Below are 15107 nucleotides of genomic sequence, written 5' to 3'. Positions count from 1 at the left end.
ATTTTATTACTAAATGGGAATGAGAGTTATTCTTATCTCGTTAGGAGGGCATGTGCAGTTACATGAGTTGGTAAATACCATAGGCCAAGATTTATCACGCCGGTACGGAGAACGCGTTCACAAGCTGACGTTGCACGGTGGTTTCAGCTGTCCTAACCGCGATGGGACGATCGGCCGAGGGGGATGCACATTTTGTAATGTCTCCTCGTTTGTTGATGAAAATACCCAAGTACACACGATTGACCAGCAGCTTCGTGACCGCGCTGGTGAAATTCGACGAGCTAAAAAGTACCTCGCTTATTTTCAGGCTTACACCAGTACCTATGCAGAAGTACAGACGTTAAAAACGATGTATGAACAAGCATTGACTGCGGCGGATATTGTCGGCTTATGTGTGGGTACGCGACCTGATTGTGTGCCTGATTCGGTGTTAAGCCTGCTGGCGAGTTATGTCGACCAAGGTTATGAAATTTGGCTTGAACTTGGCTTGCAAACTGCACATGACAAAACGTTAAAACGTATTAACCGAGGCCATGATTTTGCGTGCTACAACGCCATTACTCAGCGAGCCCGAGCGTTGGGTATAAAGGTATGTACTCACCTCATTGTTGGTTTACCCAAAGAGGGGCAAACCGAGAATGTTTCAACACTGGAACAAGTGCTTGAAACGGGGACGGATGGTATCAAACTGCATGGGTTACATATCGTTGAAGGGAGCAGCATGGCAAAAGCGTGGAAGGCAGGGCGCCTGCAAGCTCCAACCCTTGATGAGTATGTCTCGACTGCCTGTCGACTGATTCGCATGACGCCGCCCGATATTATCTACCATCGCGTCAGTTCGGCGGCGCGCCGCCCGACATTATTAGCGCCGTTATGGTGTGAGAATCGTTGGCTGGCTATGACGGAAATTGGCAAAGCGCTGGATGAACAGGGGCCGCAAGGCTCAAGTTTAGGGCGACCTTTTCATTATATTCCGCCCATTTTTCACTCGACGTTGTCATAAAAGAGAGCGTCAAGCACGGATTACCATCAAGTCATAGTCGCTGTTATGTCTTTATCACACAACGACAAATTAACCTTTGGCTGATTGGTTCGGCTCTTACCTCCTCGTAAGAAACACGGTAAACTTTGGCTATTGTTTACCCCCTAGGATGCGGCATGAAAACTATAAAAAACCTCGCCCAGTATTATGTCGATTTGCTTGTCAAACTCGGTATTTTACGTTTTTCAATTTTATTGGCGCTGGCTCTTGTCGCTTTAGCGGTTGTGGTACAGGTGGGAATCACCTTATTTCTTAATGGTCGGGTTGATAACATCGACATTGTTCGCTCGGTGTTTTTTGGCCTGATCATTACACCGTGGGCTGTTTATTTCTTATCTGTCGTGGTCGATCAACTCGAAGACTCACGCCAGCGCTTGTCTAAACTCGTCTCTAAGCTCAAAGATATGCGCTCACGTGATCAAGAGTTGAATCAAAAATTACAGCAAAACATCACCAAACTTAACCTCGAGATCGAGGAGCGGATCAAAGCGGAAGCGGCTCGCGAAGATGCGATGAAAGATCTTGAGAATGAAGTTTATCAACGTGAACGAACTCAAATGGAACTGGCTGAGCGTACGGCTTTACTGCGTTCCTTTATTGATGCTTCTCCGGATTTGATCTATTACCGCAATGCAGACGGGGTGTTTTCTGGCTGTAACCGAGCGATGGAAGAGCTGACAGGACGTAAGGAAAGTCAGCTGGTGGGGTTAACACCGTGGGATGTTTATAGCAAAGAGGTGGCTCAGCCGATCGTTGAAACCGACCAACAAGTGTTTGCCAATAATAACGCGCTGACCTATGAGCAGTGGCTTGAGTACCCGGATGGGCGCAAAAATTACTTCGAACTGCGCAAAGTTCCGTTTTACAGTCAAGATGGCCGCCACCTTGGTCTGGTTGGATTCGGGCGAGATATTACAGAGCGCAAACGTCATGAAGAATCGCTTGAAAAAGCAAGCCGAGATAAAACGACGTTCATTTCTACTATTAGTCATGAGTTGAGAACCCCGCTTAACGGTATTGTTGGCTTGAGTCGTATGTTACTGGATACGCCGATGACCGATGAACAGCGGAAACACATGCAGACCATCAACGTCAGTGCGATTACCCTCGGTAATATCTTTAACGATATTATTGATATGGATAAATTTGACCGTCGTAAGTTAGAGCTATTTCCTGCTCCTTTGGATTTTGAGCAGTTCGTGACTGAGATGGAAAGCATTTCTGCATTAATGGCCGAGCAGAAAGGATTACGTTTTGATCTTGAACGACTGAGCGATCTGCCCCAAGCGATTGAGGTTGATGCGACTCGTCTTCGCCAAGTTCTGTGGAACCTTATCAATAATGCGATGAAGTTCACTAAAGAAGGCGGGGTCGTTATGAGTGTCAGTGCTGAGCAAAATGAAGGCTTTGCTGACATCACCATTGAAGTTGAAGATACGGGAATTGGCATCCCAGAGTCTGAAGTAGAAAAGATCTTTGCCATGTACTATCAGGTGAAATCCGGTAAGGATAATCTGCACGCTGTGGGCACGGGGATTGGGCTTGCCGTTTCTCAGCAACTTATTCATATGATGCAAGGAGAGATTACGGTTAGTTCTGAAGAAGGGTTCGGCAGTGTGTTTACCGTTTACATTCACGTTCCACTTAGTAAGGAGAGTGAGCTAATAGCCCAGCCAACAGAAATTGTGCAGCCTCTTCGTATCTTTATGGTTGAAGACATCGAGTTAAATGTAACGGTGGCGCGTTCACTGCTCGAGAGTTTGGGGCATTCGGTGACGGTCGCGATGACAGGCGAAGAAGCGAAGGCTAAATTTGATCCGCAACACTACGACTTAGTGTTCTTGGATATTCAACTTCCGGACATGACAGGGTTTGATATTGCTCAATACTATCGTCAGCGTTATGAATCACTACCGCCGCTCGTCGCGCTGACGGCCAATGTATTAAAAGACAAAAATGAATATTTACGTCAGGGCATGGATGACGCTATTAGTAAGCCACTATCTGTACAGGCGGTACAAAAGGTGATTGCTAAATCCTGTCTGCCAGAATCCCCTACGACGGATAATGCCCCCCTACAAGAAGTCACCCAGGAGCATCCTGATCACGATTGCTATCAGAAATTGCTGGATATCGCGATGCTGGAATCTTACGTCGATATCGTCGGCGCAAAACCGGTACTCGACAGTATTGAGATGTTTGAAAGCATGATGCCCGATTACATTCAAGTGCTGGATTCAAACATGATGGCCAAAGATAAAGATGGCATTGTATCTGAAGCGCACAAAATCAAAGGAGCGGCTGGTTCGATAGGGCTACAGCGTATTCAGCGTGTGGCACAGAAAGCGCAATCGCCAGATATGCCAGCGTGGTGGGAGAACGTTGATGATTGGGTTGAAGAGATTAAAAACGAGTATCAAAATGATATTGCGGTGCTCAGACAATGGCTGGAAAGTCGTCATTGATGATGTGGAAGGCATAAAAAAGGCTTGCCAAGATGGCAAGCCTTTATGTTTGGTATTCTAGACGATTGATTATTCTTCGATATCGCCGCAGAAGCGGTAACCTTCACCGTGAATTGTGGCGATGATTTCTGGTGTTCCGGAGACCGATTCAAAGTGCTTACGAATACGACGAATCGTCACATCGACAGTACGATCGTGTGGCTTAAGCTCACGACCGGTCATTTTCTTCAGCAAATCTGCACGGGTTTGAATTTTGCCCGGGTTTTCACAGAAGTGAAGCAGAGCTCGGAATTCTGAACGCGGTAGTTTGTAGCTGCTGCCATCTGGGCTAACCAATGAGCGGCTATTGATGTCCAATACCCAACCGTTAAATTGATACTTTTCCACACTGCGTTTTTCTTCTTGAACCGCGCTTGAGTTCATTGAACGATTCAATAGGTTACGTGCACGAATAGTCAATTCACGTGGATTAAATGGCTTGGTAATGTAGTCATCAGCACCAATTTCAAGGCCGAGGATTTTATCAACTTCGTTATCGCGACCTGTCAAAAACATGAGGGCCATATTCACTTGTTCACGCAGTTCACGTGCCAGTAGTAAGCCGTTTTTACCCGGTAGATTGATATCCATGATCACCAAGTTGATTTGGTTTTCAGACAGTACATGGTGCATTTCTTCACCATCGCTTGCCTCAAAAACAGCGTATCCCTCTGCTTCAAAAATACTTTTAAGAGTGTTACGAGTTACTTGCTCATCTTCTACGATAAGAATATGCGGCGTTTGCATTGGCGGTACCTAAATTTGTGAATAAACTGTGCTAATAGAATAAATTCTAGGCAAAAACATAACATACAGGTAATGTGATGTTGATGATAAACGAAAGGCTAATCAAATAATATTGCCTTATTACTGCCCGCCGTCCATGGTATAGCGTACTGAAAATTAGAGGGTTCCGAACCTCTGATGTTTCTACTAGTCTTTGAGCGGATTCTATAATGTTAACAGCTTGCTAACAACGACAGAATGTTAATTCCAGACACTTTGTTGATTTATATCAATAGCAAATGTAACAAATATGAATAACGTCAGCCAAATGCAAGTCTGTTACTTATATGAAAATTAACGATATTTGATAGCTATTTTGTCATCAAAAGTCACTTATATATGGCTAAATAAACAGTTGGCCATTATGACTTGGGGGAACCCCGAGATTAAGTGGTTGTCCAAAAAATCACAATAATAATCCGCGCTTGCTTGATCACTGCCAGTTGCTTTCATGGTGAATAAAGTGAGTTTAAACCCCTTTATTTTGTAGGGTTTTCGTGAGTTTTATCATTGAAGTGACCAGCGAGGATGCATTGGTCATGGATGGATATATCTGCCAAGCGCACTCTTTATGTCGGCCCACAACGACGCTTTTTACTCTCTTGTCGAGATGACACACAAGTGGAAATCGGTCCGTTTTGGAAGCGACTGATACAAAGGATTTCTAATAATTAGTATCACGGAGGAATAATGATAGACATAACGCCTGATATTTGTGACAAGTTCGAGAATCAAGTCACTTTGGTTAATTTGCCGTTACAAAACTTTGGACAGAAGAGCGCTTTCTGGGGGGAAATTGTTACGGTGCGCTGTTATCACGACAATTCAAAAGTAAGAGAATTATTGAGTCAAAACGGCAAAGGAAAAGTGCTGGTCATTGACGGTAATGGCTCATGTCATAAAGCGCTATTAGGGGATCAATTAGCCATAATGGCGCTTGATAATCAATGGGAAGGGATCATCATTAATGGTGCAGTGCGAGATGTTGCAGCTCTTGCGATGATGGATATCGGCGTCAAAGCACTCGGCGCATGCCCGTTCAAAACAGAGAAAAGAGGAGCGGGTGAAGTGAATGTTACATTGACGATGAATAATCAGATGGTTCAGCCTGGCGATTATATCTACTCGGATTGGAATGGAATACTGACGTCGTTAACTTTGCTTGATTGGAGCTAACTCGGTTAAAAACGAAAACCTAATCCAAACTCGACACCTTGTTGCCACTGTTGGTAATCAACAGTGGCATGCACATCGAGGTTTTCAGTTAGTCTCATTCGGCTAGAAACCTCTGCTGAAATCGCGGCATCTTTACTCTCTTCCCAGGTTTCTTGTCCCGTGTAGCTATAGGCATGTAATGTACTTTTTACCGAAAATCTCGGCGAAATTTGGTAGCTGACACCACTTAAAAAGCCACTTTGATTGATGTTTGAAGCGTTATCGACGCGAGCACCCACATAAACATTTAAATTGTCAAAAACGGCATAGGAATAGCCGCTGTCGATTTTCCACGAGTCAAAAGTTTGGGTGTCTGGTTCAGAAGAGATAAAAAATTTGAATGGCGAATGGTTACCCGCCTGCTGGGCAGGAAGTGCTGGAAGTTCAATCGCATAGCTTGCAATACTACATCCCCAAAATCCGATGATGGTGATGAGGCTGATTATTTTTTTCATGCCATTGTCCTCACTTTGGTGCTCCACTGCACAATTAATTAAAGCACAAAACGGATTGCTGGTGAGATTTTGAACCACATTTATTTAACGGTTTCTCGTGTCTTTCTCCATCGAAATTAGATAAAAAGTTTATAAGTTATCGATTTAAATAAGAAATAGGGCGATAGAGGTTAAAAAATACAAAGTTTTCATTGACGTCCTAGCTTCAAATAAGGTACACGTAGGGTAAGCAAACACACAACACACGCTTAAAGATGAAATTTAGCCACCTGACCGTAATGACCACAACCATTATTATTACCGACATTACCATTGTTGGGGCAGGCTGCTAAGTAAAAGAAATTCAAGAAAAGGCCTGTATCCCACCAGATACAGGCCTTTTTTTATACCAATTTTTCATAATTTCGGAGAGGAAGGGATGCGAGTATTAAAGTTTGGTGGTTCATCACTGGCTGATGCAGACCGGTTTTTACGGGCAGCAGACATCATTGCCAATAATGCCCAACAAGAAGAAGTCGCCGTGGTGCTGTCCGCGCCAGGCAAAACCACCAATAAGTTGGTTGCGATTATAGAGTGCGCAATGCGCAATGGTGAAGTCGAGCTGCAAATTAAGGAGCTTGAAGAGTCATTCCGTGATTTGTTCCAAGCCATTAAAGCGACACTACCTACGATTGACGGTACGGATTTCCACAATCGTGTTCAAACCACCATGCTTCAGCTTCGCCAATTTGTTCATGGAATCAGCCTTCTTGGTATGTGTCCTGATCATGTTAATGCGCGCATAATTAGTAAAGGCGAGCGTGTTTCTATCGAGCTAATGAAAGCGGCATTGGAAGCGAAAGCGCTACCCGCACACCTGATTGACCCTGTGAAATACTTAGTCGCCAAAGGCCCTCATCTAGAAGCCATGGTTGATGTAGACAGTTCAACTCAGAACTTTAGAAATGAACCTCTTCCTCAAGGTCATGTTGCCATCATGCCGGGTTTCACGGCTGGGAACGAGAAAGGCGAGTTGGTCACGCTGGGTCGCAATGGCTCCGATTACTCGGCCGCTGTGCTCGCCGCTTGCTTACGTGCAGATTGCTGTGAAATCTGGACCGATGTTGATGGCGTTTACAATTGTGATCCTCGATTAGTCGAAGATGCACGCTTGCTGAAATCACTCAGCTATCAAGAGGCGATGGAGCTATCGTACTTTGGCGCATCGGTATTGCATCCAAAAACCATCGCGCCAATCGCTCAGTTCCAAATTCCATGTCTGATTAAAAATAGCTTTAATCCTCAAGGTGCGGGCACTTTGATTGGTCAAGACACTGGTGAAGATAAGCTGGCGATCAAAGGTATCACCACTCTCAGTGAACTGACGATGGTCAATGTCTCTGGCCCAGGTATGAAAGGCATGGTTGGCATGGCTAGCCGCGTATTTGGTTCAATGTCTGCTGCTGGTGTGTCCATTGTATTAATCACACAGTCTTCCTCTGAGTACAGTATCAGCTTCTGTATTGAAGCCGCGGATAAACTGAAAGCGCAGCGTGCATTGGGTGATTCATTTGAACTTGAGTTGAAAGATGGGTTACTTGAGCCAGTAGAATTCATTGATGACGTGGCGATTGTAACCTTAGTCGGTGACCGTATGCGTACCTCGCGCGGCGTTGCATCACGCTTCTTCTCTGCACTGGCGGAAGTGAATGTAAATATTGTAGCGATTGCTCAGGGGTCATCAGAGCGAGCTATCTCAGCCGTGATACCGGAAGATAAAATCTCTGAAGCGATTAAAGCTTGTCACGTGAATCTCTTTGATTCGAAGCACTTCCTTGATGTCTTTGTTGTCGGCATTGGTGGCGTTGGGGGTGAGTTGGTGGATCAAATTCAGCGCCAACAACATAAGTTGTCTGAGAAAGGCATTGTGATTCGCGTCTGTGGTCTTGCCAATAGTAAAGGCTTGTTGCTTGATAGCGAAGGTCTACCGCTTGATCACTGGCGTGATCGCATGAGTGGCGCGACGGAAGAGTTCAGCTTAGCGCGTTTGATTGCATTAGTTCAGCGTAACCATATCATTAACCCTGTGCTGGTTGATTGTACGGCCAGTGATCTGATTGCTAATCAGTACGCTGATTTTCTTGCTGCTGGCTTTCACGTTGTTACACCAAATAAGAAAGCGAATACCTCAAGCATGGCCTACTACCATCAGTTGCGTGAAGTTGCGCGTAGCTCGCGTCGCAAATTGATGTACGAAACTACCGTTGGTGCGGGTTTGCCAGTGATTGAAAATCTACAAAACCTGATCTCTGCAGGGGATGAACTAGAGCGATTTACCGGTATTTTGTCTGGCTCACTGTCGTTTATTTTTGGCAAGCTCGATGAAGGCATGACACTAAGTCAAGCGACTGAAATTGCGAAAAGTAATGGTTTCACCGAGCCCGATCCTCGTGACGATCTTTCGGGTATGGACGTGGCACGTAAACTGTTGATTTTGGCACGTGAGGCAGGAATGGCCCTGGAGCTTGAAGATGTCGTGGTTGATCAAGCTCTACCACCGGGTTTTGATGATTCTGGTAGCGTTGATGAATTTATGGCGCGTCTTCCTCAAGCGGATGCCTACTTCAGTCAATTAATTGATGAAGCGAAACAGGAAGGCAAAGTATTGCGTTACGTCGGTGAGATCATTGATGGTAAATGTCGAGTGAGCATCGCTTGCGTCGATGAAAACGATCCAATGTTTAAGATTAAAGACGGTGAGAACGCACTGGCGTTTTATAGCCGTTATTACAATCCGATTCCGCTAGTACTGCGCGGTTATGGCGCTGGTACTGAAGTTACCGCGGCGGGTGTGTTCTCCGATGTCATGCGGACACTCGGCTGGAAATTAGGGGTTTAATGGAATGAGTAGTGATATGGATGTGGTGGTTTACGCTCCGGCTTCAATCGGTAACGTGAGTGTCGGCTTTGATGTTCTTGGGGCGGCCGTGTCACCGGTTGACGGTTCATTGTTAGGTGACCGCGTGGCGGTGACCGCTGGTGATGAAGCATTTAGCCTTTCAACAGCAGGGCGTTTTGTGGCCAAGCTGCCCGACAATCCAAAAGAAAATATTGTTTATGATTGCTGGAGAGTGTTTGCACGTGAGTTGGAAAAGAAAGGTCTTATGCTTAAACCTGTCGCGCTAACTCTAGAGAAGAATATGCCTATCGGCTCTGGATTGGGGTCGAGCGCCTGTTCAATTGTTGCAGCTCTTGATGCTTTAAATCGCTTTCATGGTGAGCCTCTAGAGGAGATGGAACTGCTGGCGTTAATGGGTGAAATGGAAGGTCAAATCTCCGGTGGTATTCACTATGACAACGTCGCACCTTGTTATCTGGGTGGCTTGCAATTGATGCTGGAGGAGCTTGGCATTATCAGTCAAGAAGTTCCTTGTTTTGATGATTGGTACTGGGTGATGGCGTACCCCGGAATTAAAGTCTCAACCGCAGAAGCTCGCGCCATTCTTCCATCGCAATATCGCCGTCAAGACATCATTGCCCACGGTCGTCACCTCGGTGGTTTTATTCATGCCTGTCATTCTAAGCAAGACCAACTGGCTGCCAAAATGATCAAAGACGTGATCGCTGAACCGTATCGTGAGAAACTACTTCCGGGCTTTGCTAAAGCTCGTGAATACGCAAATTCTGCGGGTGCGCTCGCAACAGGTATTTCAGGTAGTGGGCCGACACTATTTAGTATCTGTAAACAAAAAGAAGTTGCCGAGCGTGTCGCTCAATGGCTTGAAAATAACTACGTCCAGAATGAAGAAGGATTCGTCCACATTTGTCGTCTCGACAAACAGGGCTCAAAAGTAACAGGAAGTAAGCTATGAAGCTTTACAATATAAAAGAAAATGATGAACAAGTCTCCTTTGGCCAAGCTGTACGTCAAGGGTTAGGCCGTAACCAAGGTCTATTTTTCCCATCGTCTCTGCCAACCTTTGATGATATTGATGGCTTACTTGCTAAAGATTTCGTTACCCGCAGTACAGAAATACTGTCTGCACTGATTGGCGACGAACTGAGCAGAGAACAAGTTCATGGCTTGGTGGATGCGGCATTTCAATTTCCTGCGCCAATCAATAAAGTCAAAGATGGTGTTTACGCTTTGGAACTATTTCATGGTCCGACTCTGGCGTTTAAAGACTTTGGCGGCCGTTTCATGGCTCAATCATTGGCTGCTGTATCCAATGGCGGCAAGATAACGATTCTTACCGCAACCTCTGGCGACACAGGTGCTGCAGTTGCTCATGCATTTTATGGCATGGAAGACATCAATGTTGTGATTCTTTATCCGAAAGGAAAGATCAGCCCACTACAAGAAAAACTGTTCTGTACCTTGGGTAAAAATATCCACACTGTGGCAATTAACGGTGATTTTGATGCGTGCCAAGCATTGGTGAAAAAAGCGTTTGATGATGAGCAACTGCGCCAAGACATTGGTTTAAATTCCGCAAACTCAATCAACATTAGCCGTCTCATGGCTCAGATCTGTTACTACTTTGAGGCGGCGTCTCAGCTGAGTAAGCAAGAGCGTGAGAACTTAGTCATTTCCGTTCCGAGTGGTAACTTCGGTAACCTAACCGCGGGCCTGCTAGCCAAAGCAATGGGCTTGCCAATTAAGCGCTTTATTGCGGCAACCAATGCCAACGATACGGTGCCACGTTACCTTGAAACGGGTCAATGGGATCCAAAACCGACGGTCGCGACGACGTCTAACGCGATGGATGTTAGCCAGCCAAATAACTGGCCGCGTATTGAAGAGCTGTGCCGCGTGAAAGAGTGGGGCTTAGAGACATTGGGTAAAGGCGCTGTGAGTGATGAGCAAAGTGCGGAGTCAGTCAAGACATTGAATGACTTAGGCTATCTTTGTGAACCACATGGTGCGATCGCATATCGCGTATTGGATGAGCAGTTACAAGATGGTGAGACTGGCTTATTCTTATGCACCGCTCACCCGGCGAAATTTAAAGAAGTGGTTGATGACATCTTGTCATCTGACATTGAACTGCCTGCGCCACTTGCAAAACACGCTGCGATGACATTGTTATCTCAAGATCTTGATAACGATTTTGAGGCGTTAAAAGTAGTATTACACAGTGCGCAAAAATAGAGTCGTATGATGAAATGAAAGGCTGCTTAGGCAGCCTTTTTTCATGTCAGTGGTATACCAAATAATCAACGGGTTAGGGCAAATGTTGGTAGAGATAAGTGCCAGCGGATAGCGCCCAAACGGATAATCAGTGTAGAAAGTACGCCCGAGGTAAACGCAGTCGAAGTACTGTAATCCATAGCGAGAGCCGTAGTATGGAAAATACCGCCGATGATGCACGCGGTGGCGTAGACCTCACTACGCAAAACCATGGGGACCTCGCGAGCGAGTACATCACGAATAATTCCGCCGCCGCATCCGGTTATCACGCCCATAATAATTGCCACAAGTGGAGAGTCTTGGTAACTCATTGCCTTTTCGACGCCAATACCGACAAATACCGCCAACCCTATCGCATCACACGCGGGTAAAACCCACCAGGCGATTCGTTTCGGTCGGCGAACAATGACCATGGTCAGTAAGCAGGTGATCAAAATGACCCACAAATAATACGTATCGGTAATCCAAAAGACAGGCGTCGCTCCGAGCGACATATCACGAATAGTGCCTCCGCCAATCGCAGTGACACTGCCTAACACCATCACGCCAAACGGATCCATCTTAAGGCGTCCTGCGAGCAGAACGCCAGAAATAGCAAAGATAGCAGTGCCAAAAAGATCAGCGATATAAAGCAGAGTAGGATCCATATTTACGTACGTATTCACTAACGAATGTCTAATTACTGCGAATTGTACGAAATTTTATTCTGTAGTGTTAGCGATTTTGGCGAACCTTTTTGAAGTGTTCGCACACTTCGGTAATGGCATTTAACGTACGTGGTGTAGGGCGATTGATCCAATCTGAACTGAGTGACCACACATAGCCATTTTTCACCGCTTGTAACTGCTGTTGCCACGACTGCCACATGGTGCCATTTTTAATCGCGTGTTCTGAGGTGAAAATAACGTCCGGGTTACGCAGTATGACTTGCTCGATGCCAATCTTAGGATAAGGAGCGGAACTGTCTTCGAAAATGTTTTCACCACCACAAAAGGAGAATACCTCGCTAGGCCATTTTCCTTTGGCTAAGGTAATCACCGGTTTTTCTGCCAGTTGATAGAAGTAGCGTACTTTATCGTTGGTTTGATATTTGGCTTTAAGCTGAGCCAGATCGTGACGAAACTTTTCAGCAGCCTGATGACCAACGGTTGGGTCATCCGCATATTCACTTAACGCTTCAATGTTTTCTGCGATATTTTCTAGCGAATCGGTTTTGGTGTAATAGATACGCAGACCGAACTGTTTGAGTTTTTCCAGTTCACGAATCGGATTTCCCGCTGGCCAAGCAATGATTAAGTCGGGCTGCAGAGCGATAATGCGCTCTATATTGATACCTTGATAGCTTGAGATAACTTCAAGCTGTTTCGCGGCTTCGGGATAATTACTGTGATCACTAACCGCAACCAGTTTACTCCCTAAACCCGCTGCAAAGGCCAGCTCCGTGGCATGGGGAGCTAAACTGATGATTCGTTCGATTGGTTGTTGAGCCCAAAGGACTGAGCTAAAGCACCATAATGTGAGCGCTACAAAGTGTTTCATTCACACTCCCTGATAAATTATTCCCATGATGAGGCTTTGGACAACCACCCAAGTTGCCGCACGCCAAATCAATAGCTTTCTGACTTGAGCAATATGAAAAGCGGAAGGTGCCACACGCCCACCCAATTTAGCGCGTACGGTTTTTTTATCATCATAGATGGCAGGCCCTCCTAAAGAGAGCTCCAATTTACTACCTACCGCTATCAATAACCAAGCAGGTCCTGGCAGAGGCCAAGTGGCTGCTTGATGACGAATATTATGCCAAGTGTTAGATGTTCTACCACCAAGGCTAATAATCAGAGCATACAGTTTTAAAGGCAGGTAATCCATGATTGCCAGAACTTTTATTGCGGGTAAACCAAAAGGAAAAAATTGCGAGCGTGTTGGCGACCATGCACGAGCTAATTCTACCAAAAATCGGTAACTTAGAGCGCCGATGCCGCCACAAACACCATACCAAAAAAGAACCCCAACAACGTTGCGCCCAACACTCATCACCAGAGTTTCTGTTCCTGCTTTTCCAAGTCCCATGGTCGAGAGAGTGTTTGTCTCACGATTAAGCCAAGGCGTGATGATCTGCTTGGCTTGGGGTTTGTGTTCTTGAGCGAGAGCTTGGGTAAACGCCTGAGTAAATTTATCGGTATTTCGCCAATCAATAGCGAGTAATAACAGCGCTAGATTAAACAATTCGCTTTGCCAAACTAATGGCTTTAGTGCCAATAACACCACAATTAACGGCAGCATCATTAATAGCAGTGCAAGAGTGCCTGAGAGTTGGCTTTGACGGTAACTATGATTGGTATTGACTTTGGCGGCCAACATTACGGCGAACTTCCGCCATAAAGTCGCAGGATGAGATTCTCTAGGAAGGGGAAGAAAAGCATGAATGAGTAAAGCGCCCCACATGACGAGGAGCGCTCCATTGGCATAGATATGATTCAAAAAATCGTCCATGTCGTGGCCTGAAAGTTAGCTGAGAATATCCACCATTTTAAACACCATGTCTGATGAGCTTTGCGCAGCAAGTGGCAAAAACTCTTCAAAACTCATTGGGGATTCTTTATCTGCAACATCAGAAATGGCACGCACTACGACAAAAGGCATCGAGAATTGGTGACAAGTCTGTGCGATGGCTGACGCTTCCATTTCAACCGCAATAACACTTGGAAAATGCTGGCGAATAAAAGCTTGTTGGTCAGGACGGCAAACAAAAGCATCACCGGTACAGATCAAACCGCGTACGGCGTGTTTGTCACCTATTTCGCTTAGGGCCTGTTCTGCTGCAGCCATCAGTTTTTCATCGGCAGGGAATGCCGCGGGTTGGCCTGCCATTTGCCCCATCTCATAGCCAAAGGCTGTGACGTCGGCGTCGTGGTGACGAACTTCGGTGGAGATCACCACATCACCAAGGTTAAGGCTTGAATCAAAACCACCAGCAGAGCCGGTATTGATGACGACATCGGGTTTAAATTCTTGAATCAACAACGTTGTACCGATCGCTGCCGCGACTTTACCGATACCAGATTGCAATAAGATGATTTGTTTACCTTGGAGTTCACCCGTGTAGAACGTACTACCGCCGATGACCGTTTGTTGGCAGTCAGTAAGGGCGTCTTTTAAAATGGCGACTTCTTGTTGCATCGCGCCAATAATACCGATTTTCATTTGTTGTCTCTTCGCGGCATGAATAGGATTATCGAAAGTGTAACATGAAATTGTAGATGGCTAATATGTTCACGTATCGCTAAAACGGGCTAGGTGAACTTGTGTTGAATTAGCTGTTGCGGTGGGTCAATGATTCTCCTATAATTCGCGCTTCTCGTGTCGGCTGAATCAGAGATTGGCTGGCACAACGATAAACTTAACTCTTTAGGAGAGAATGATGTCTCTGAATGCAGAAACTAAAGCAGCAATCGTTGCAGAATACGCGCGCTCTGAAGGCGACACTGGTTCACCAGAAGTACAAGTAGCTCTACTGACTGCTTCTATCAACCACCTACAAGGTCACTTCAAAGCTCACAAACAAGATCACCACAGCCGTCGTGGTCTTCTACGCATGGTTTCTAGCCGTCGTAAGCTTCTAGACTACCTTAAAGGTAAAGATCTAGATCGTTACCACGACCTAATCAAACGTCTAGGCCTACGTCGCTAATCAGTGACTGCATAGAAAAGTTTGTAAAAAGGGGCTTTATGCCCCTTTTTTTATTGTCTAAATTTTACCCTAGTGAGCGCGAAATCGCGCTAGTTTTGCTGCCGAAATTAGCATCTTGTAGCGAGCAGGTATATACTACGCACGGCGAAATCCACGATGTGGGTTTCCAAAAACAATAACTCACTACATTACAGTCAACCAAGTCGACCAAACGGTCGCGGCTATTCAAAGCGTGTTTAGTGCT

General features: G+C 45.7%; 13 protein-coding genes and 1 other annotated feature. Of the genes, 7 read left to right on the top strand and 6 right to left on the bottom strand.

All coding sequences use genetic code 11. The annotated features are described in order from the left end of the window. Positions 1-52 precede the first annotated feature (52 nt). Both mnmL and arcB read left to right on the top strand, forming a co-directional pair. Positions 53-1003 (top strand): tRNA modification radical SAM protein MnmL/YtqA, encoded by a 951-nt coding sequence (gene mnmL, locus ACFFUV_RS13175; protein WP_390193528.1) that lies wholly within the window; start codon positions 53-55, stop codon positions 1001-1003. A gap of 155 nt (positions 1004-1158) precedes the next feature. Beyond that, the gene (gene arcB / locus ACFFUV_RS13170; protein WP_390193526.1) at positions 1159-3507 is read left to right on the top strand and encodes an aerobic respiration two-component sensor histidine kinase ArcB; all 2349 of its coding nucleotides are present in this window, start codon (positions 1159-1161) and stop codon (positions 3505-3507) included. 69 nt (positions 3508-3576) lie between these two features. Here the strand turns inward: arcB and arcA are convergent, their stop codons facing one another. Next, on the bottom strand, positions 3577-4293 hold the full coding sequence (gene arcA, locus ACFFUV_RS13165) for a two-component system response regulator ArcA (protein WP_390193523.1): 717 nt from the start codon (positions 4291-4293) through the stop codon (positions 3577-3579). Between the two features lie 729 nt (positions 4294-5022). Here arcA and ACFFUV_RS13160 point away from each other — a divergent pair. Continuing rightward, the gene (locus ACFFUV_RS13160) at positions 5023-5508 is read left to right on the top strand and encodes a putative 4-hydroxy-4-methyl-2-oxoglutarate aldolase (protein WP_390193520.1); all 486 of its coding nucleotides are present in this window, start codon (positions 5023-5025) and stop codon (positions 5506-5508) included. Between the two features lie 5 nt (positions 5509-5513). Here ACFFUV_RS13160 and ACFFUV_RS13155 read toward each other — a convergent pair whose 3' ends face one another. After that, positions 5514-6002, bottom strand: coding sequence for a hypothetical protein (locus ACFFUV_RS13155; RefSeq protein ID WP_390193519.1), 489 nt, complete (start codon positions 6000-6002; stop codon positions 5514-5516). Between the two features lie 267 nt (positions 6003-6269). Beyond that, positions 6270-6388 (top strand) — a sequence feature (Thr leader region). A gap of 32 nt (positions 6389-6420) precedes the next feature. On the opposite strand from ACFFUV_RS13155, the gene thrA reads away from it, so the two are divergent. Genes thrA through thrC form a run of 3 tightly spaced genes read left to right on the top strand, consistent with a single transcriptional unit; the run spans position 6421 to position 11133 of the window. After that, positions 6421-8880, top strand: coding sequence for a bifunctional aspartate kinase/homoserine dehydrogenase I (gene thrA / locus ACFFUV_RS13150; RefSeq protein ID WP_390193516.1), 2460 nt, complete (start codon positions 6421-6423; stop codon positions 8878-8880). Between the two features lie 16 nt (positions 8881-8896). After that, the gene (thrB, locus tag ACFFUV_RS13145; protein ID WP_390193888.1) at positions 8897-9853 is read left to right on the top strand and encodes a homoserine kinase; all 957 of its coding nucleotides are present in this window, start codon (positions 8897-8899) and stop codon (positions 9851-9853) included. Continuing rightward, the gene (thrC, locus tag ACFFUV_RS13140; protein WP_390193513.1) at positions 9850-11133 is read left to right on the top strand and encodes a threonine synthase; all 1284 of its coding nucleotides are present in this window, start codon (positions 9850-9852) and stop codon (positions 11131-11133) included. Before thrB ends, thrC begins: the two co-directional genes overlap by 4 nt. Positions 11134-11198: 65 nt before the next feature. Here thrC and ACFFUV_RS13135 read toward each other — a convergent pair whose 3' ends face one another. From ACFFUV_RS13135 to mtnN, 4 genes are all read right to left on the bottom strand, one after another. Beyond that, positions 11199-11819: a TRIC cation channel family protein gene (locus ACFFUV_RS13135; protein ID WP_390193511.1), complete on the bottom strand. Its 621-nt coding sequence runs from the start codon at positions 11817-11819 to the stop codon at positions 11199-11201. A 67-nt stretch (positions 11820-11886) separates the two neighbouring features. Next, positions 11887-12711 carry a vitamin B12 ABC transporter substrate-binding protein BtuF gene (gene btuF, locus ACFFUV_RS13130; RefSeq protein WP_390193508.1) on the bottom strand — a complete coding sequence of 275 codons (825 nt, stop codon included), beginning with the start codon at positions 12709-12711 and terminating at the stop codon, positions 11887-11889. After that, positions 12712-13665 (bottom strand): cobalamin biosynthesis family protein, encoded by a 954-nt coding sequence (locus ACFFUV_RS13125; RefSeq protein WP_390193505.1) that lies wholly within the window; start codon positions 13663-13665, stop codon positions 12712-12714. A 15-nt stretch (positions 13666-13680) separates the two neighbouring features. Further along, on the bottom strand, positions 13681-14376 hold the full coding sequence (mtnN, locus tag ACFFUV_RS13120; RefSeq protein WP_390193502.1) for a 5'-methylthioadenosine/S-adenosylhomocysteine nucleosidase: 696 nt from the start codon (positions 14374-14376) through the stop codon (positions 13681-13683). A 217-nt stretch (positions 14377-14593) separates the two neighbouring features. On the opposite strand from mtnN, the gene rpsO reads away from it, so the two are divergent. Beyond that, positions 14594-14863 carry a 30S ribosomal protein S15 gene (gene rpsO, locus ACFFUV_RS13115; RefSeq protein WP_390193500.1) on the top strand — a complete coding sequence of 90 codons (270 nt, stop codon included), beginning with the start codon at positions 14594-14596 and terminating at the stop codon, positions 14861-14863. Positions 14864-15107 lie beyond the last annotated feature (244 nt).

The sequence above is a fragment of the Vibrio olivae genome, from assembly GCF_042428525.1.
Classification (GTDB): Bacteria; Pseudomonadota; Gammaproteobacteria; order Enterobacterales; family Vibrionaceae; genus Vibrio; species Vibrio olivae.
Note: the sequence above shows the minus strand (reverse complement) of the source record. Positions and strands in the feature narration are given on the sequence as shown.